Annotated in this window: 19 protein-coding genes; 11 read left to right on the top strand and 8 right to left on the bottom strand. The window is 60.8% G+C overall.

What is annotated here, in order from left to right; translation table 11 throughout:
• Positions 1 to 13: 13 nt before the first annotated feature.
• The 3 genes from LU684_RS16215 to LU684_RS16205 all read right to left on the bottom strand — a co-directional run bounded on the left by LU684_RS16215 (position 14) and on the right by LU684_RS16205 (position 2,670).
• Entirely contained in the window at positions 14 to 649 is a 636-nt protein-coding gene (locus LU684_RS16215; RefSeq protein ID WP_054903457.1) for a hypothetical protein, read from the bottom strand.
• A gap of 97 nt (positions 650 to 746) precedes the next feature.
• The gene (locus LU684_RS16210; protein WP_135192339.1) at positions 747 to 1,184 is read right to left on the bottom strand and encodes a hypothetical protein; all 438 of its coding nucleotides are present in this window, start codon (positions 1,182 to 1,184) and stop codon (positions 747 to 749) included.
• A gap of 205 nt (positions 1,185 to 1,389) precedes the next feature.
• Positions 1,390 to 2,670: a tyrosine-type recombinase/integrase gene (locus LU684_RS16205; RefSeq protein WP_054903458.1), complete on the bottom strand. Its 1,281-nt coding sequence runs from the start codon at positions 2,668 to 2,670 to the stop codon at positions 1,390 to 1,392.
• Between the two features lie 436 nt (positions 2,671 to 3,106).
• Here LU684_RS16205 and LU684_RS16200 point away from each other — a divergent pair, with 436 nt between their 5' ends.
• The 4 genes from LU684_RS16200 to LU684_RS16185 all read left to right on the top strand — a co-directional run bounded on the left by LU684_RS16200 (position 3,107) and on the right by LU684_RS16185 (position 6,280).
• A complete protein-coding gene (locus LU684_RS16200) occupies positions 3,107 to 3,817 on the top strand; it encodes a histidine phosphatase family protein (RefSeq protein WP_232894822.1) in 711 nt (236 codons plus the stop codon).
• A 56-nt stretch (positions 3,818 to 3,873) separates the two neighbouring features.
• Complete coding sequence (locus tag LU684_RS16195) at positions 3,874 to 4,191, top strand: SCP2 sterol-binding domain-containing protein (RefSeq protein WP_016487959.1); 318 nt, start codon at positions 3,874 to 3,876, stop codon at positions 4,189 to 4,191.
• Positions 4,192 to 4,408: 217 nt separating this feature from the next.
• Positions 4,409 to 5,476, top strand: a complete 1,068-nt coding sequence (locus LU684_RS16190) for a phosphotransferase family protein (RefSeq protein ID WP_016487960.1) — start codon at positions 4,409 to 4,411, stop codon at positions 5,474 to 5,476.
• 36 nt (positions 5,477 to 5,512) lie between these two features.
• On the top strand, positions 5,513 to 6,280 hold the full coding sequence (locus LU684_RS16185) for an SDR family oxidoreductase (protein WP_016487961.1): 768 nt from the start codon (positions 5,513 to 5,515) through the stop codon (positions 6,278 to 6,280).
• Here the strand turns inward: LU684_RS16185 and LU684_RS16180 are convergent, their stop codons facing one another.
• Both LU684_RS16180 and LU684_RS16175 read right to left on the bottom strand, forming a co-directional pair.
• Positions 6,281 to 7,102: a class I SAM-dependent methyltransferase gene (locus LU684_RS16180; RefSeq protein WP_232894821.1), complete on the bottom strand. Its 822-nt coding sequence runs from the start codon at positions 7,100 to 7,102 to the stop codon at positions 6,281 to 6,283. It lies immediately after the preceding gene.
• 167 nt (positions 7,103 to 7,269) lie between these two features.
• A complete protein-coding gene (locus LU684_RS16175) occupies positions 7,270 to 7,620 on the bottom strand; it encodes a hypothetical protein (protein WP_016487963.1) in 351 nt (116 codons plus the stop codon).
• A gap of 116 nt (positions 7,621 to 7,736) precedes the next feature.
• Between LU684_RS16175 and LU684_RS16170 the strand changes: the two genes are divergently transcribed.
• Positions 7,737 to 8,027, top strand: coding sequence for an RcnB family protein (locus LU684_RS16170; protein WP_016487964.1), 291 nt, complete (start codon positions 7,737 to 7,739; stop codon positions 8,025 to 8,027).
• Position 8,028: 1 nt separating this feature from the next.
• Here the strand turns inward: LU684_RS16170 and LU684_RS16165 are convergent, their stop codons facing one another.
• Positions 8,029 to 9,189 carry a GGDEF domain-containing protein gene (locus LU684_RS16165; protein ID WP_016487965.1) on the bottom strand — a complete coding sequence of 387 codons (1,161 nt, stop codon included), beginning with the start codon at positions 9,187 to 9,189 and terminating at the stop codon, positions 8,029 to 8,031.
• Positions 9,190 to 9,413: 224 nt separating this feature from the next.
• Here LU684_RS16165 and LU684_RS16160 point away from each other — a divergent pair, with 224 nt between their 5' ends.
• The 4 genes from LU684_RS16160 (at position 9,414) to LU684_RS16145 (ending at position 13,609) form a co-directional block, all read left to right on the top strand.
• The gene (locus tag LU684_RS16160; RefSeq protein ID WP_016487966.1) at positions 9,414 to 9,599 is read left to right on the top strand and encodes a hypothetical protein; all 186 of its coding nucleotides are present in this window, start codon (positions 9,414 to 9,416) and stop codon (positions 9,597 to 9,599) included.
• A 73-nt stretch (positions 9,600 to 9,672) separates the two neighbouring features.
• On the top strand, positions 9,673 to 10,065 hold the full coding sequence (locus LU684_RS16155) for a glycine zipper domain-containing protein (RefSeq protein WP_095115581.1): 393 nt from the start codon (positions 9,673 to 9,675) through the stop codon (positions 10,063 to 10,065).
• A gap of 125 nt (positions 10,066 to 10,190) precedes the next feature.
• The gene (locus tag LU684_RS16150) at positions 10,191 to 12,020 is read left to right on the top strand and encodes an SLC13 family permease (RefSeq protein WP_016487968.1); all 1,830 of its coding nucleotides are present in this window, start codon (positions 10,191 to 10,193) and stop codon (positions 12,018 to 12,020) included.
• Between the two features lie 137 nt (positions 12,021 to 12,157).
• Positions 12,158 to 13,609 (top strand): GGDEF domain-containing protein, encoded by a 1,452-nt coding sequence (locus LU684_RS16145; protein WP_095115583.1) that lies wholly within the window; start codon positions 12,158 to 12,160, stop codon positions 13,607 to 13,609.
• Here LU684_RS16145 and LU684_RS16140 read toward each other — a convergent pair.
• A complete protein-coding gene (locus LU684_RS16140) occupies positions 13,583 to 14,344 on the bottom strand; it encodes a sulfite exporter TauE/SafE family protein (protein ID WP_060517156.1) in 762 nt (253 codons plus the stop codon). The genes LU684_RS16145 and LU684_RS16140 overlap by 27 nt on opposite strands.
• Positions 14,345 to 14,442: 98 nt before the next feature.
• Here LU684_RS16140 and LU684_RS16135 point away from each other — a divergent pair, with 98 nt between their 5' ends.
• Positions 14,443 to 15,348 (top strand): LysR family transcriptional regulator, encoded by a 906-nt coding sequence (locus LU684_RS16135; RefSeq protein ID WP_070086358.1) that lies wholly within the window; start codon positions 14,443 to 14,445, stop codon positions 15,346 to 15,348.
• A 131-nt stretch (positions 15,349 to 15,479) separates the two neighbouring features.
• Here the strand turns inward: LU684_RS16135 and LU684_RS16130 are convergent, their stop codons facing one another.
• Complete coding sequence (locus LU684_RS16130; RefSeq protein ID WP_016487972.1) at positions 15,480 to 15,674, bottom strand: hypothetical protein; 195 nt, start codon at positions 15,672 to 15,674, stop codon at positions 15,480 to 15,482.
• A 777-nt stretch (positions 15,675 to 16,451) separates the two neighbouring features.
• On the opposite strand from LU684_RS16130, the gene LU684_RS16125 reads away from it, so the two are divergent.
• The gene (locus tag LU684_RS16125) at positions 16,452 to 16,637 is read left to right on the top strand and encodes a hypothetical protein (protein WP_016487973.1); all 186 of its coding nucleotides are present in this window, start codon (positions 16,452 to 16,454) and stop codon (positions 16,635 to 16,637) included.
• Positions 16,638 to 16,723: the final 86 nt, after the last annotated feature.

The raw sequence follows: 16,723 nt of genomic DNA, 5'->3' as shown, positions 1-16,723 counted from the left end.
ATATTATCCGGCGTTAAGTCGCTAAGCCCCGGAATAGAGCCTCTGCGCCTACCTCAGCCACAATCTCAGCCTTGATGTCTGGGTGTCTCTCGACATACGAAGCGATCCCATGGGCAGCGTGTCGAGCAGCCTTGGCGATTCGCTGGGCGGTCCTCAAGGAATACTCATTGGTCTTACAGGCGTCCGCTGTGATCTCCGAAAGGAACAACGCACCGATGACCGCTCGTGCCTTGACGTTGATCTTTCCGTTGGTGACTCCGGCACTGGTGATGATTGACCCGGTAATGATGTCGTCTACCCATGGCAGCGGATCGGGAATCGCAAGGAGGTGCATGTAGGCTGCGACAGGGTTAGCGAAGGTGGCCTTTGGGCGTCCACGGCCTCGCTTGGGTTCATCGCTTGGGGTCTCTTGGGGTTGCCCTTGGGTGCCGTTGGTCAGGCCCTTGGCGGCTTTCTGTTGGTCCTCAGAGAGGGACTCATCGGCACGACGCTCAGCGGCCCATGCCTGATACTGGGCTTCGAGGTTTGCGGGTCGTACCATGTCCTTGCGGCGGATGACCTCGCCAGTGATTGGGTCAATGTGAAGGATGGTGCCGGTTTCGTGATCGACGTGGCGGTGTAATGGTCCGGGTTGGGTGAGCAGGGTCATGATAGTGGTCCTCATATGGCCGCTGCGAACGTGCAGCCATAGTGAGGGTTTTTACGACACCTACTTACGAAACAGCTTTAAGCTCAAGCCTTGCGCTTCAGCTCTTTTTTAAGCGAGTCACACAATTAACCCAAGAATTATTAAACACCTTGGTATACTCCGCCACTGCAACATCTTGATCTGGACTGTACTCAAACGATGGTGGCTGACCTTGCTGAATGTTGGCGTTTCTAATTAGATTCCTGAGGTAGGCATGATAATGCGGATTAGCTTGCATCGCGTTAGCTGTTTCAATTGACGTGCACTCACATACTGAAGACGGGCTAATCCTCAAATGATTTAATGCATCACTTTTCGCAGAGTCGTTCTGTATAGTGATAAAGCAGAAGTTAGAGCTTGTCTTTTTAGTTAGCCCATACAACTCATCTTCAACCTGCCCCCCCAACGCCACCACAGGGAGCACCAGGATTGCCGCACAAACTATTTCCCTTGCATTCATTGATCGACCTACAATTCTTAAGTTTTCTTTCAACATGGGCGCGAAGCATCTTAAGAAAAACCTTTTGAGGCGCTTTCACTTCCCTGTACAAGCAGCTTACCTATTAGTCTGGCTTGATGGCAATTTGATTTTAACGGATATCTAAACGGAACGCCTCCACAAGCACTTCAAGGAGAGCCGCTTAGGAGCCCTCTGTAATCCGGCATTTAGGTCTTTGTGGTGCTCCCTGAGACGCGCCCCGTTATCGAATCATCCCCAGCGCCTCGACCATAAGGCCCCTCGAAGCAGCCGCATTGCCCCCGTAGACATCGAATGCAAGTGACCCAGAGCTGTGCCCCAAGATGGCCTGGACGATCCCCACAGACACGCCAGCGGCCTTCAGATCGGACGCCATAGAGTGCCTCAACGAGTGGAACGACAGCCCTCCCCCGGTCTTAGTGCCCAGCAGGTCTCGGATCATCTGATTGGTGAGTTGATCGAAGCCACTCTTGGACTGAGTGAACAACCGCCCTTGGGTCTGCGAGAGTTTCTCAAGGTGGTCCTCTGGGATTCCCAGCAGTGGCACTGTGCGACGACTGAATGAGTTCTTGAGGGTCTTCCCGTCCTTGTCGTTGATGTCCATGACCCAGTGACCGCCATCCTCATAGATGTCACTGCCGGTGAGCTGGTGAATCTCTCCAATGCGTGCCCCGGTGGCAACCCCAAGGGCAATGACAGATGCTTTCCAGTCGTTCCCAAGGTTGCCCATTGCCCAGTCATGGAGAGCCTTTAGGTGGTCCCCAGTGAAGGCTGTGCGGTCGCTATCCGCCCCTTTGGTGATAGTCAGCTTCTTGGAGTAGTCACGCTCAATGAGACCCGTAGCCACAGCCCAGCCAATGACAGTGGAGGCATGGGTCATGACCTTGTTAACAGAGGATGGCTTACGACCATCAGCCAAGAGAGCATCACGAAGGCCCACAAAGGTTGCCCTTGTGTGCTTGGACATATCGGTGTCCCTGAGGTGCGCAACGATGGTGCTGGTGCTGCTCTTCCAGTTCTTCAAGGTATTGGCCGACTTGTCCCCGCCACGCTCAGCCTTGAAGGCTTCGTAGAGGGACTGGAATGTGGTCGTAGAGCTGTCCGTGGAGAGCGACTTACAGATAGGGACAGGGACAGGCACAGGCTCACGACTATCGACATCTCCTACTTGATTAACACTGCCTATAGGTCCCTTCAGGTCCCCATTGAGCAGCTCGACCAGCTCTCTCAGGTCTCCGCTGTGCCGCCCTTGAGCAGCCTCCAGAACCCTCTGAGCCATCAGAACGGCCTGCGCTTGGGCTAACCTCATGGGCATCGTCTCGGCTATCTGAGCGAGGTTCTCGGAGACCTCAGACAGGACCAGCCCATAGGCTTCGCCTTGTGGGTTGCCCAAGGCTTCCTCAGCGATGTCCCGAAGGTTATCCCGTAGTTCCCCCCAAGATGCCTCTGGGTTGTCGAGGTGGAACGCTTTGAGGGTCTGAAGCAGGTGCTTGGCAGTTGTCATGGCAGCAGGTCGATTGGTGGTCTTGAGCGAGATCGTGCAGGAGGTGTGGCAGCCCTTGAGGCGAACTCGAAGGTGATAGCGCCCAGAGGCTCTACGGTAGACGTAGGGCACTGCGATTTGTGACACGTTGGGACGATTTGTGACACTGGATTCAGCGGTAAGGATGGACATTTTGGGTGGAAGCCCCGTGCTGCTTGGCTTTACCCGAGATCAAGGACAGTTGGCAAGAAACTCCACGTTGACTCCTTAAATACCTGCGCCAAGGCGGCGCGTTAACTGTTGCAAGCATACCGCTGCGCCAAAGGTGCTGCCAGCCGGTGTAAACGCTGGCAACACCTTTCAAACAACCTTTTCAAACGCTTGTATGTTTTTTCGTTGACAGCCCGTGTGCTGCATCCTAACCTCGCAGCAACCTCCAAACAGGCCGGAACCTTTCGTGGGCAACCTCTACCTGATCCGACATGGCCAAGCCTCTTTCGGTGCTGATGACTACGACGTCCTCTCGCCCGTGGGCGTGCGCCAGAGCCACGCGCTGGGTGAGCACCTGGCCCAGTTGGGTGTACGGCTGGACCGTTGCGTGGCAGGCGACCTGCGCCGCCAGCAGGATACCGCGCGCCTGGCCCTGCAGGCCTTGCATGCCAGCGGCTGCCCGGTGCCGGCTGTTGAGACCGACGCGGCGTTCAATGAGTTCGATGCCGATGGCGTCATCCGCGCCCTGTTGCCTGGGCTGCTGCCAGAAGAGCCCGATGCCCTGCATATACTGCGCAATGCTGCGCAGCATCGCAGCGAATTCCAGCGCCTGTTCGCATTGATGGTGCAGCGCTGGCACGCGGGCGAACAGGCGGACGATGGCCTGGAAAGCTGGCAGGCTTTCACTCGTCGTGTACAAGGTGGCCTGGAGCGCGTGCTCGATACCGCCGGCAGCGGTGACAATGTCGCCATCTTCACTTCGGGCGGCACCATTGCTGCCCTGCTGCACCTGGTTACCCGTATTACCCCCAGCCAGGCGTTCGCGCTGAACTGGCAAATCATCAACACGTCGCTCAGCCAGCTGAAGTTCCGCGGCCGCGACGTGGCACTGGCCTCCTTCAACAGCCAGGCCCATGTGCAGCTGTTGAAGGTACCGGAGCTTGTCACCTATCGATGAGCCCGGCTTGTTGTGTCCCTGCGGGGACGTGTAAATAACTCTATAAGGAATGCGCCATGACCTCCGTAGCTGATGCCGTCAAAAAGATGCAAGAGAAGTTCAACCCATCCGCTGCCGCCGGCCTGGACCTGGTGTTCGGCTTCAACATCACCGACGAAGGCAAGCAATACGCGCTGATCGTCAAAGACGGCACCTGCGACCTGCAGGAAGGCGAAAACCCGGACGCCAACTGCACCCTGGTGATGGACAGCGAAACCCTGAAGGGCATCGTCAGCGGTGAAACCGATGGCATGCAGGCCTTCATGGGCGGCAAGCTGCGCGTTGAAGGCGACATGATGCTGTCGATGAAGCTCAGCGAGCTGTTCCCGTCCTGAGGGCTGGGTACACCGGATGATCGGAAGACCGAAGCCTTGGCGGCTTCGGTTTTTTTTTGCCTGCCCCAAAGCCTGCGCTGGCACGTTGGTCGTTGACATAAGGGCAGTTGATCAACCAGCAACACCCTCACCTATATGGCACCTGGCACGCTTGTTCCAGCGCCGGCACGCCATTAGATTAGCCAATAGTCCTTGGGATCGAAAATAAGGAAAACGCATGACGCTCACCGACCAGTCCACCCAGGTACGCCCCGGCGAAGAACTCGACGCGGCCGTCATCGACCCTTACCTCAAGGCCAACATCCCCGACCTGGACGGCCTGCCGCGCATCAGCCAGTTTCCAGGAGGGGCCTCCAACCTCACCTACCTGGTCAGCTACCCGGGCCGGGACTTTGTGCTGCGCCGCCCGCCATTCGGGCAAAAGGCCAAGTCGGCCCACGACATGGGCCGCGAGTTCCGCATACTCAACCAGTTGAACAGCGGCTTCCCCTTCTGCCCCAAGGCGTATGTGCACTGCACCGACAGCAGCCTGATTGGCGGTGAGTTCTACGTCATGGAACGGGTCAAGGGCATCATCCTGCGCTCGGACATCCCTGCCGGGCTGAACCTTGACGCCAGCCGCACCGAGGCCCTGTGCAAAAGCTTTATCGACCGCCTGGTCGAGTTGCACCAGGTGGACTACAACGCCTGTGGCCTGGCCGACCTGGGCAAGCCGGAAGGCTATGTACAGCGCCAGATCGAGGGCTGGACCAGCCGCTACCAAAAAGCCCTGACCCCGGATGCCCCGCGCTGGGAAAAGGTGACCACCTGGTTGCACGAAAAAATGCCTGCCGACCACCCGAAGCCCGCCATCGTGCACAACGATTACCGCTTCGACAACGTCATCCTCGACGCCGACAACCCTATGCGCATCATCGGTGTGCTGGACTGGGAAATGGCCACCCTGGGCGACCCGCTGATGGACCTGGGCAACAGCCTGGCCTACTGGATCGAAGCCGACGACCCGGCGCCGGTGCAACTGATGCGCCGCCAGCCGAGCAACGCGCCGGGCATGCTCACCCGCCGCCAGTTCGTGGATTACTACGCAGCACGCGCAGGCATCACGCTGGACAACTTCGATTACTACTATTGCTATGGCCTGTTCCGCCTGGCCGGCATCGTCCAGCAGATCTACTACCGCTACTACCACGGCCAGACCCAGGACAAGCGTTTCGCCCAGTTCATCCACATGAACCGCTTGCTCGAGCAGATGACCTTGCAGGTCATTGCCAGGTCCAGCCTCTGAGCAACGCCCACGACGACGGATAACAAGGAAAACAGCATGTCCAAGACCCACCTGTTCGACCTCGACGGCAAGATTGCCTTCGTTTCCGGCGCCAGCCGCGGCATTGGCGAAGCCATCGCCCACCTGTTGGCCCAGCAAGGTGCACATGTGATCGTTTCCAGCCGCAAGCTCGACGGTTGCCAGCAGGTGGCCGAGGCGATCATCGCGGCGGGTGGCAAGGCGACGGCGGTGGCCTGCCACATTGGAGAGCTGGAACAGATCCAGCAGGTGTTCGCCGGCATCCGCGAACAATTCGGGCGCCTGGACATCCTGGTCAACAACGCCGCCACCAACCCGCAGTTCTGCAACGTGCTGGACACCGATCCGCATGCCTTCCAGAAGACCGTGGACGTGAACATCCGCGGTTACTTCTTCATGTCGGTAGAAGCCGGCAAGCTGATGCGCGAGCATGGCGGTGGCAGCATCATCAACGTGGCATCCATCAACGGTGTGTCCCCCGGCCACTTCCAGGGCATCTATTCGGTGACCAAGGCGGCAGTCATCAACATGACCAAGGTCTTCGCCAAGGAGTGCGCCCAGTTCGGCATTCGCTGCAACGCCCTGCTGCCGGGCCTGACCGACACCAAGTTTGCCTCTGCACTGGTGAAAAACGATGCCATCCTGAACGCCGCACTGCAGCAGATCCCACTCAAGCGCGTAGCCGACCCCAAGGAAATGGCCGGCGCGGTGTTGTACCTGGCCAGCGATGCGTCCAGCTACACCACTGGCACGGCACTCAACGTCGACGGCGGGTTCCTTTCCTGATCAGGCCTTGACCGCCACCAAGCTGTAGCTCAGGGGCAGGCGTGCAGGCTGCTCGCGCAAGCGATACTCGCCATCGCTGCCCTTGACCATCTGCCCCGGTAGGGCCTCCCAAGGGATGCTCTGGTGCTCGACCAGCACCGTCAGTTGCAGCCCATGCGCCAGCAAGGCAGTAACCACTTCACCCAAGCCGTGGTTCCATTCGTGGGTTTCAGTGTGGGCAAGGCGCTCTTCAGTCTCGACATAGGTCTGGTCGTTGTGCCACACCGTCGGGGCTTCGTGCTCGAAGTACGGGTATTCGAGCTGCAGGCGGTCCTGGTGGTCTTCATTGACGGCCATCAGCATCGGGTGCCCATCGCGCAGGAATAACCGCCCGCCCGGTTTCAGCAGCGCCGCGACCGCACGCGCCCACGGCTCGATGCGGGCTAACCAGCACAGCGCGCCGATACCGGTGTAGACCAGGTCGAACGTGCCTGCCGGCAGTACCGTGTCGGCGGCATAGACGTCAGACTCGACATACTCGATGGCCACCGCACAACGCTCGGCCAGTACCCGTGCCTCGGCCAGCGAAGCCGCGGAATAGTCCAGGCCGCAGACCTTGGCGCCAAGGCGCGCCAGCGATAGGGTGTCGGTGCCAATGTGGCACTGCAGGTGGACGGTCCTCAGCCCATTGATGTCGCCGAGCAAAGGCAAATCGAAGCGCACGGTTTCGGACAGGTGCCCAGGGCGCTGGACGAGAGTCTCGACTTCGTAGTCCTTCGAGGCAGCGTGCAGCGGGGCGCGTTCGTCCCAACTGCTGCGGTTGAGTTGCAGTGAACGGTCCATGGTGCCTTCCTTGAGTGGTAACGGTTCATGCTAGCCGCCACCTGCCCCTCTAAGACACCACTGCCTTGCTAAAAATTGTAAAGCCCGCAAAGCACCCACTGAGCAATAACTGGACTGCACTGGCCGCCCCTACAGGCCGGCGATGAAGCCAATACAGGCTGCGGCCTTTACAAACAGGTCGCCGCCGCTGCCCGGCGCTGCAGCGCCACGCCGTCGTTTTTCTGTGCGTAGTAATCCACCCGAGCCCCGCCTGCCTGTGGATAGACATCCACAAACGCCTCTGCCTCACGGGTATACACGGTGAACCCGCCCTGCTTGCGCGGTTGCAGGTAGCCACTGGCATCATCGCCGAACACCTTCTCTTCCTGCCAGCTGAACTGGATACACTGCGCCACCAGCTCCGGCGCCTTGCTTGAATCGAGCTGCGCAGTCGGCTTGCCGCCGCGGGCCGTCTCCATGGTCGCAGAAGCACAACCGACCAGCATCAGCGCCGCGGCCATCGGCAAAATCGCACGCATGTTCCATCCTCAGGGTATCGAAAAAGATGCGACTCTAGCACTCGCGGGCATTGCGAGTGAATTGTCACGCACATGCCGCTGTCGCAGATAAGGTACGCCGCCATAAGGAGCACCACATGAAGCTTCACTATCTGCTACTTGCCGCCCTGCCCTGCCTGCCCCTGGCCGTCAGCGCCGCGCCCTCCAGCGAAGAAAGCATCACCGCCCCGGAAACCCACAACCGCACGCTTGAAGTGGGCGACAAGGCACCGGACCAGTACAAACGTGACGAGCAGGCCATCAAGGACTGGAAAGCCAAAGGCCTGCCCGCCCCCGAGAAAGAAAGCCATTGGGTACGCATGGGCGAGCACTACGTGCTGGTGCAGATCACCAACGGTGTAGTACTGGCGATCCAGCCGGCGTCCTGATTCAACCCGCCTGGATCAATGCCGCCATGTGCACCGTGTTGCGCCCGGCGGCCTTGGCCTGGTACAGCGCGGCATCCGCCTGGGCCAGCAGGTTGGCGGTGCTATCTTTGGGACCTGGTACGCCACACCACAGGCCCACGCTGAAGCGCAGTTCGATCTGGTCATCGGCAAAACGGGCCGGGCTGCGCGCAATAGCCTCGCGCAGGCCTTGCAGCGCAGCCATCGCCCCGCTGCGGTCAGTGCCCGGCAACAACAGCAGGAATTCCTCACCACCATAACGGCCCAGGCTGTCACCCTGACGCAGCCGCTGCTGCAACTGGCGCACGCAATGGCACAGCACTTCGTCGCCAGCCAGGTGCCCATACAGGTCGTTGATGCGTTTGAAATGGTCGATGTCGATCATTGCCACGGCCAGGCTGGCCTGTTGCTGGCGAGCACGGTCCAGTTCCACCGCAAACCGGTCCAGGATCGCCCTGCGGTTGAATGTGCCGGTCAGCACATCGTGCAGGGCCAGGTGCTGCAAGCGGGACTCGCTACGCTCCTTGGCCATCAGCACCAGCCCGATCGAATACATCATTACCGTCGCCGTGCCGATTGCCACGGAAATGCTCTGCTTGAGGTTGCTGGTGTCATAACGCATTTCCACTGCCGTGCCATTGGCCACCGCCACCACACGCATACCCAGGCCGACCAGGCTGATCAGCGCACCGATCTGCAGCAGCAGGTGGGCCCTGCCCGGCCGTTCGGCATGGCGCCACGCCCAGTAAAGGATCATCGAGCACTGCAGCATCAATACCAGCGTCGCCAGCAGCATGCGCGGCTCCAGCGTATCGAGCAGCAGCACCAGCCCCCCCAGCATGCAGGCAGGAATGACGAAGATGACACGCCAGGGCACCACCTGCTCACGCACCCGGAACAAGCTGGCGGTGTAGAACGCCAGGGCCAGCGACAGCAAGCTGTTGCCCAGACCATAGCTGACCCACAGCGGGGCCTGGGCATAGACGGTGTAGCAGACATAAGCCAGGGCATGCACCAGCAGCCCGCAACCCGTTAGCAGCAGGTTGTCACGGCGGTTGCTACGCCCCACCAGCAACAGGCAGAAAGCCAGAATGGTTGCGACCAAGGCAACGGCGGCAAACAACGTGGGGGTGTGGGCGATCATCGTGATTCACCGAGTGGCAGATTGCCGTCTTCGCTGCGGCTTACCCCACAGTCTAGAGGGCCATGGCGCACTCGACCATGACCGAATGGGACAGAACAACAGCCTGCAAGCACGCCGCCCATCACTGGCGCGACAAATTTTTGCCTGCCCGGGAAACCAAATGGATCATTCCCAGTCTCAGCAAGTGCCCCGTAAACCTTTGCGGATCAAGGACCTATATCGTGATGACCCGCCTTGCAAGCCTTTCGCTGATTGCTGCAGTCCTGCTGACCGCAGGCTGTCACAGCCATCGCTACCATGATGACGACGATGGCTGGCGTGACCGCGACCGTGGCCATCGCCACCACCATCGGCATGACCGCGATGACGATGACAATCGTCAGTACCGCGGTGACCGCGACTACCGCTGAAGCGTCTTTGCACCCCTGACCTGCCGCCCGTTGCGCGGCACCTTAACCTGATGATTCCTTTGAGGTTCGTATCATGCGTCTGACTCTGCCTTCCCTAGCCCTCGGCCTGCTGCTGTGCCAGGGCGCTTTCGCCGGCGACGGTACTGCCGCCATTGGCGGTGGCCTGGGTGGTGTGCTGGGTAACGTTGTTGGTCAACAACTCGGCGGCAAGGCCGGCGCGGCCATCGGTGCTGGCGTGGGCGGCGCAGCCGGCAGCGCGGTAGGTGCACGCAAGGGCAATCGTACCGAAGCCGCCATCGGCGGTGGCCTGGGCTCGGCTGGCGGCTCGCTGCTAGGCGGCGCGGTGGGCGGCAAGACCGGCTCCACGGTCGGTGCTGGCCTGGGCGGCGCAGCCGGTGGGGCCCTCGGCAACCACCTGGGTGACGACAACCGCGGCAACAAAAAGCACCGCCGTCACCGTCACTGATTACCTGACTCAAGGGCCGTATAGCGGCCCTTTTTGTTGCAGCACATCAACACCCCCTTCATCACGAACTGGCACACTGGCTGCTACTGTCTATCGTGCCCCGTGTGAAGGAACACCCCCTCCCCATGAACCAAGATCTGCTCTGGGTCCTCGGCCTGCTGGCCATCGTCGTTACCCTGTTCATCATCAATCGCCCACGCATGGACGTGGTCGCGCTGATGGTGATCCTCGCCCTGCCCCTACTCGGCATCCTCACCGTTGAGCAGGCCCTGGCCGGCTTCAGCGACCCCAACGTGGTACTGATCGCCGCCCTGTTCGTGATCGGCGAAGGCCTGGTGCGCACCGGCATTGCCTACCGCATCGGCGAATGGATGAGCGAGCGGGCCGGCAATAGCGAAACACGTCTGCTGGTGCTGCTGATGGTGGCCGTGGCCGGGCTGGGGTCGATGATGAGCTCCACCGGTGTGGTGGCCATTTTCATCCCGGTAGTGCTGAGCATTGCCGCGCGCCTGCAGCTGTCGCCCAGCCGTCTGATGATGCCACTGGCATTTGCCGGGCTGATCAGTGGCATGCTCAGCCTGGTGGCCACACCGCCCAACGTGGTGGTGCACAGCGAGCTGGTGCGCAATGGCGAAGCGGGCTTCAGTTTCTTCAGCTTTACCCCTTTCGGCCTGGTGGTGCTGGTGCTGGGGATCGGCTACATGCTGCTGACCCGGCACTGGCTGAACGGCGAAGTGCGCAAGGACGGCCGCGTGGAAACCCGCCGGACACTGCTGGACCTGGTGCTGGACTACAAGCTCAACGGCCGTGAACGGCGCCTGCGCATACGCCCTGATTCACCGCTGATCGGCCATACCCTCGGCGAGCTGGAGTTGCGCACCCGGCACGGCGCCAACGTGATCGGCATCGAGCGCCAGCACAAGTTCACCACACGGGTGATCGGCGCCGACTCCAACACCGTACTGCACCAGGGCGATGTGCTGCTGCTCGACCTGTTCGCCAACCGCGACAACCTGCGCAGCCTGTGCCAGACCATGCAACTGGAGCCCCTGCACTTCAAGGCGGCCTATTTCATCGACCAGTCCCAGGAGCTGGGCATGGCCGAGGTCTCGCTGCCGCCGGGCTCGCAGTTGATCGGCAAGAGCGTTCTCGAACTGGCCTTCCGCACCCGCTTCGGCCTCAACGTGGTCGGCCTGCGCCGCGAACAGGCGGCAATCGAAGAGCAACTGGTAGACGAAAAACTGCGCCTTGGCGATACCCTGCTGGTGGTCGGCCCGTGGAAGGCGGTACGCCAGTTGCAAAGCCAGCCCAAAGACTTTCTGGTATTGAGCCTGCCCGCCGAGATCGATCAGGTCGCGCCAGCCCGCACCCGCGCGCCGCAGGCATTGCTTAGCCTGGCGGTAATGGTCGGGCTGATGGTCAGCGGTGCCGTGCCCAATGTCATCGCGGCGCTGATCGGTTGCCTGCTGATGGGGGCCGGCCGCTGTATCGACATGAACAGCGCTTATAAAGCCATTCATTGGCAAAGCCTGGTGCTGATCGTCGGCATGCTGCCATTCGCCCAGGCACTGCAGAAAACCGGTGGCATCGATTTGGCGGTGGGTGGGCTGGTAAGCGTACTGGGTGGTGCCGGCCCCAGTGCCATTCTTGCCTGCCTGTTCGCCGTTACAGCGGTGATCGGCCTGTTCATTTCCAACACGGCCACTGCGGTACTGATGGCACCCGTGGCTGTCAGCACCGCAGCGCAGCTGGGCATGTCGCCCTACCCGTTTGCCATGACCGTGGCGCTGGCCGCATCGGCGGCGTTCATGACACCGGTGTCATCCCCGGTCAACACACTGGTGCTGGGCCCGGGGCAATACCGCTTCGCTGATTTCGTCAAAATTGGCGTGCCCTTCACCGTGCTGGTGATGTTGGTCACCGTCGTGATGGTGCCGTGGTTCTTCGGGCTATGAGAAAAGCGCTATAGACTAAAGGCAATTTGACATTATCTCGACCGATCGCGGCAGATTGACATCAAGTGGCCTGACGAAACACACTGCGGGCTATTGCCCCAGGTGCTTCAAGGCGTTGTCCTGGATTTCGTTTCCGCTTGCCGGTCGAGTTCATGGTTTTTCCAGCCCAATCGCGCTTGTTGCCTTATGTCGTTCTGTTTTGCCTGACCTTTGCCCTCACCCTGGGCGGTATCCTGGCACGCCCGATCGAATCGCTGTCGCTGTTCTGGCCAGTAAATGCTGTGTTGGCCGGCGTGCTGCTGCGCTACCCGCGCCAGGCCACGCTGACCGGCTTCAGCCTGGTCTGGCTGGCCATGGTCGGTGCCGACCTGCTGTGTGGCAGTGCCTGGGTGCCGGCCCTGTGGTTCAACCTGTGCAATCTTGGCGTGGTGGTTACCCTCTGGCAGTTGCTATCGCGTTTGCCGCGGCTGCACCGGCGCATGCGCACCCCGCACGGCGTACTCAGCGTGTTTGCCGCCTGTGCCGCCGCCGCCATGGTGGCGGCCAGCATGGCAGCGGTCATGGCCGCACCTTGGTTCGAGCAATCCCTGCGTGCCACCTGGCTCGCCTGGTTCAGCGAACAGTTTTCGACCAGCGTGCTGGTACTGCCGGTGCTGCTTACAGCACCCTCGGCGCGGGCTTTGGTGCGGGGTGGCGCCCAAGCCATCCGCCTGGCGCCCCTGCTGATGCTGCTGGCCTCGCTGGCGGTCAGCATTGCCTTTGGCGGCCCCGGTGCCATTGCCTTCCCGATTGCCGCCTTGCTGTGGTGTGCGTGGACCTACTCGCCGTTCATGGTTTCGCTGCTGACACTTACCGCTGGCAGTACCTTGATTGTGGCGGTGGCGCAAAACCTCATGCACTTCAGCGTGCCGCAAAGCGAGCCCGGTGTGACCACGCTGATGTCGGCGCGCCTGGGCATTGCGATGCTGGTGCTCGGCCCGCTGGTGGTGGCCTGTGTCAGCCAGGCCAACCGCAGCCTGATGGCGCGCCTGGCGCATCAGGCCACCATCGACCACCTTACCGGCGTGCTCACCCGCAGTGCCTTCACCCGCCGCGCCAACGCATTGCTGGACAGCCGCCAGCAGCATGCCCAGGCGCTGCCGCTAACCCTGATGATGCTGGATATCGACCACTTCAAATCGATCAACGATGCCCATGGCCACGGGGTCGGTGACCAGGTGCTGCGCCAGTTTGCCAGCACCCTGCAGGACCAGTTGCACAACGATGAACTGCTCGCGCGGCTGGGCGGCGAGGAGTTCGTCGTCATCCTCCCGGGGCTTGCGCCTGAACGTGCCAAGTTCACCGCCGAACGCCTGCGCCGTGCCATACAGGACCTGCACGTGGTGCAGGCCGACCAGCGCCTGCAGATCACCGTGAGTATCGGCCTGGCCGGCTGCGACGCCAATATCCCGGCCCCCAGCCTGGACGCGTTGCTGGCAAGTGCCGACCAGGCGCTGTACCGGGCCAAGGCCCATGGCCGCAACCGCGTCGAGCAGGCCGAAGCACAGCGCCAGGAGGCTGAGTCACGCAACCAGCAAGTCCCACGATAGCTTGGCGATCAACACGCACAGCAGTATCAGGAACAGCCCGCGCACAAAGCCTGCGCCCTTGCGTACCGCCAGCCAGGTGCCGGTAAGAGCCCCCAGCACATTGCACGCAGCCATGGGCAGGGCAATGGCATACAGCACGTTGCCCGAGGGCACGAAGAACACCAGCGCCGCCAGGTTGGTGGCAATGTTCACCACCTTGGCCGAGGCCGAAGCGTGCAGGAAGTCCAACGCAAAGAAGCGGATGAACAGAAAGATCAGGAAGCTGCCGGTGCCTGGACCGAACAGGCCATCGTAAAAGCCGATCGCACCGCCGATCAGCACCGCCAGGCATTGCTCCTTGCGGCCGATCTGCGCGGGCTTGTGCAGGGTGCCGAAATCCTTCTTGCAGAAGGTATAGATGGCCATCAGCACGATCAGCACCAGCACTGCCGGGCGCATCACACTGGGCGGTACCAGTGACACCGTGGCAGCCCCAGCGAACGACATGACAAAGGCGCTGAGCGCCGCTGGCACGATAAGCCCCCAATCCAGCGTCACCTTGCGAATGAACGAGCGCGCCGCGAAGGCCGTCCCACAGACCGACGCCAGCTTGTTGGTGCCGAGCAAGGCCGCTGGTTGCGCGGTAGGCAGCACGTTGAACAAGGCCGGGATCTGGATCAACCCCCCGCCCCCCACTGCGGCGTCGATCAGCCCAGCGGCAAAGGCGAACACAGAAAGCACAGCAATATCCATCATGACGCGGTTCCAGGCAGTGAAGACGCCTGCAAGGCTAATCAAAGTGCCGCGCATGTGTTGAAATGCCATATTGCAAAAACTGCAACAAGGAGCAGGCAATGGCATTGGACATGTTGCGGGAAATCCAGGCGTTCGTCAGCGTGGCCCACAAGCGCAGCTTCGTGGCCGCCGCACGTGCACTGGGGCGCTCGCCCAGTGCGGTAACCCGCGCGGTACAAACCCTGGAAGACAACGCCGCCAGCAAGCTGCTCAACCGCAACGCCAACGCCGTAACCCTCACCGAAGCCGGCGAGCGCCTGTTGCCCCATGCCGAACGTTTGCTGGATGTGCAACGTGATGCTGCCGACGCGTTGGCCGCGCTCAGCGGCAGCGCCCAAGGCTGGATACGCTTTGCCGTACCGCAACTGCTGGGTGAACATGTATTGCCACAGGTGCTTGCCGAGTTCTCCCGCTGCCACCCCGGGGTGACCCTGGACATAAAGTACTGCGACGAAACCCTCGACCCGCTGCAAGGCAAGTTCGATTTCGTGGTGCGTGGGGCCTTCCCGCAATCAAGCGAGCTGATCGGCTACCCGCTGTGGGCCTACCAGCGCCACCTGTATGCCAGCCCGGCGTACCTGGCCGTGGCCGGCACGCCACAGCAACCGGAAGACCTCGAAGGGCATGCATTGATCCTGCACACCGCCCCGCGCATCCTCAAGGCCTGGCATTTTTACCGCGACGGCCAGATCACCAGCCTGCGCCCAAGGCCCAGGTTGCGCCTGGACTCAGGTGACGCGGTGTACCACAGCACCCTGGCCGGCGCAGGCATCGCCCGCCTGGCTGCCTGGGTTGGCGAAGCGCAGGTCAGGGCCGGACGGCTGGTGCGCGTGTGCCCGCACTACCGCCTGACTTCCAGCAGCGGCCAGGACCCGCAAATGCATGCCGTGTACCCTGCCGGCGAGCTGCCAGCGCGGGTGCGCGACTTGCTGACGGCGTTGCGCCGCGCCGGCCTCGCCTGCTGAAACAGCCCCCTGAAATGACTGTTCAATTTCTGCTCAATTTAACAGAGACCGCAGCGGGCTTGGCTTTCAGCACTTTATCCACAGACCTACCCACGTTTTTTGTGGACAGATTTCCCAACGCAAAGAACGACTTATCGCACAACCAGCAACGCGGTGTTTGCCAGCTTGACCAGCTCGATCCACTCCGACGTACTGATCACTCCAGCCTGCTCCAACAGCAAGGCATCGCGCAGTGCCTGGTCATAAACCTGCTCATCAAGTGTACCTTCAGCAAGAAAACGGCTACGCCACTCCAGCACGGCTGAAGTGCCTTTCTTGTATTCCATTGATGTATCGACTCCAAGGCAAAATGACCGGCCCGAATGAGCGGCGGCGGGAGACTACACGAGGCTTTTGCACTTGAGAATGACTTGCACCTACCGCTGGTCCAGCAGTGCAGGAAGGGAGAATACTGGCCAATTGGTCAGGGATTGGGCCCGCCACTTGAAATAGACGGGCCGCGGAGGGAAAACGCAGTTGCAGTCAGCTTGGCGGAATGGTGCCAAGAATACCAATCAGAATGGTCAGCAGCAGAAAACCACCCAGGAACAGCGCCAGCTTGCCCATTGGAACCTCTACAGTTTTGATGCGGGAATGGGCTTATTGTCAGGCTTGGGCTGATACGGTTACAGATTCAGGTTTGTGGAAAAAAAGCGGATCAGATGCACTGTGCAGATTCTTCATGGTGCTTATTGCTTAAACTTTCAACGACCGGGGCGGGCAGCGCTTATGAGGTCAGTTGCTGCAGCTTTTGCGCCGATGGTCACTGACCTGCAGGGCGACAATTGCTACATGAGATTTCAAAAAGGACTAAAGGCTCCGATTGCAACCACGCCGGGTGGCCTGCCCCTCGAAGGGTGAATGCACCCAGCTGGGGCGGGAAGTTGAGCGCAATCGGGAGCACATGAATTGAAACGTAGTTTGTAGGATTGTTTACTCTGCGCTGTAGGAAGAATCGCGGCACTGGGAATCACCTGTATGAAACATCAGTTTCTCCAGCAAATCCGAGCTGCTACGGTCCATTTTTCCTACAACGGCACGGAAGCCTACAGCGTGAGAAAAGCATGGACCCGTTCAACACTTCGGCCCTGAAGCTACAGAAAAAATTGCTCGACCTGCGTCTTGAGTGTGACCGCCTGAGAAGTGAGGGCAAAGACCAGGAAGCGGACCGCCTCGCTGGCCCTATTGCACGGATTGAGGCGGCTATCAGGCAGTTGCCGGATAGCCTGAGGCCCGTGACCTTGCAGTGACCGCTGCTGCTCCCACAAAGTATGCCCAGCCTTGCAGGAGCAGCCCTGTCGCGATACAACGCGGCTCCTGCAAAAGCGCGCAGCTC

Origin of the sequence: Pseudomonas sp. NMI542_15, assembly GCF_021283425.1 — a bacterium.
Lineage (GTDB): Bacteria > Pseudomonadota > Gammaproteobacteria > Pseudomonadales > Pseudomonadaceae > Aquipseudomonas > Aquipseudomonas fortuita.
The sequence above is the reverse complement of the archived record's forward strand: the minus strand, read 5'-3'. Positions and strand labels throughout refer to the sequence as shown.

Bases quoted from the DNA above. Each gene is read 5' to 3' on its own strand.
- LU684_RS16160 (WP_016487966.1), top strand. From the start codon at position 9,414: ATGACCCGCCTTGCAAGCCTTTCGCTGATTGCTGCAGTCCTGCTGACC.
- LU684_RS16185 (WP_016487961.1), top strand. From the start codon at position 5,513: ATGTCCAAGACCCACCTGTTCGACCTCGACGGCAAGATTGCCTTCGTT.
- LU684_RS16210 (WP_135192339.1), bottom strand. From the start codon at position 1,184: ATGTTGAAAGAAAACTTAAGAATTGTAGGTCGATCAATGAATGCAAGG.
- LU684_RS16175 (WP_016487963.1), bottom strand. From the start codon at position 7,620: ATGCGTGCGATTTTGCCGATGGCCGCGGCGCTGATGCTGGTCGGTTGT.
- LU684_RS16180 (WP_232894821.1), bottom strand. From the start codon at position 7,102: ATGGACCGTTCACTGCAACTCAACCGCAGCAGTTGGGACGAACGCGCC.
- LU684_RS16125 (WP_016487973.1), top strand. From the start codon at position 16,452: ATGGACCCGTTCAACACTTCGGCCCTGAAGCTACAGAAAAAATTGCTC.
- LU684_RS16190 (WP_016487960.1), top strand. From the start codon at position 4,409: ATGACGCTCACCGACCAGTCCACCCAGGTACGCCCCGGCGAAGAACTC.
- LU684_RS16195 (WP_016487959.1), top strand. From the start codon at position 3,874: ATGACCTCCGTAGCTGATGCCGTCAAAAAGATGCAAGAGAAGTTCAAC.
- LU684_RS16140 (WP_060517156.1), bottom strand. From the start codon at position 14,344: ATGATGGATATTGCTGTGCTTTCTGTGTTCGCCTTTGCCGCTGGGCTG.
- LU684_RS16215 (WP_054903457.1), bottom strand. From the start codon at position 649: ATGACCCTGCTCACCCAACCCGGACCATTACACCGCCACGTCGATCAC.
- LU684_RS16135 (WP_070086358.1), top strand. From the start codon at position 14,443: ATGGCATTGGACATGTTGCGGGAAATCCAGGCGTTCGTCAGCGTGGCC.
- LU684_RS16150 (WP_016487968.1), top strand. From the start codon at position 10,191: ATGAACCAAGATCTGCTCTGGGTCCTCGGCCTGCTGGCCATCGTCGTT.
- LU684_RS16165 (WP_016487965.1), bottom strand. From the start codon at position 9,189: ATGATCGCCCACACCCCCACGTTGTTTGCCGCCGTTGCCTTGGTCGCA.
- LU684_RS16130 (WP_016487972.1), bottom strand. From the start codon at position 15,674: ATGGAATACAAGAAAGGCACTTCAGCCGTGCTGGAGTGGCGTAGCCGT.
- LU684_RS16205 (WP_054903458.1), bottom strand. From the start codon at position 2,670: ATGACAACTGCCAAGCACCTGCTTCAGACCCTCAAAGCGTTCCACCTC.
- LU684_RS16170 (WP_016487964.1), top strand. From the start codon at position 7,737: ATGAAGCTTCACTATCTGCTACTTGCCGCCCTGCCCTGCCTGCCCCTG.
- LU684_RS16155 (WP_095115581.1), top strand. From the start codon at position 9,673: ATGCGTCTGACTCTGCCTTCCCTAGCCCTCGGCCTGCTGCTGTGCCAG.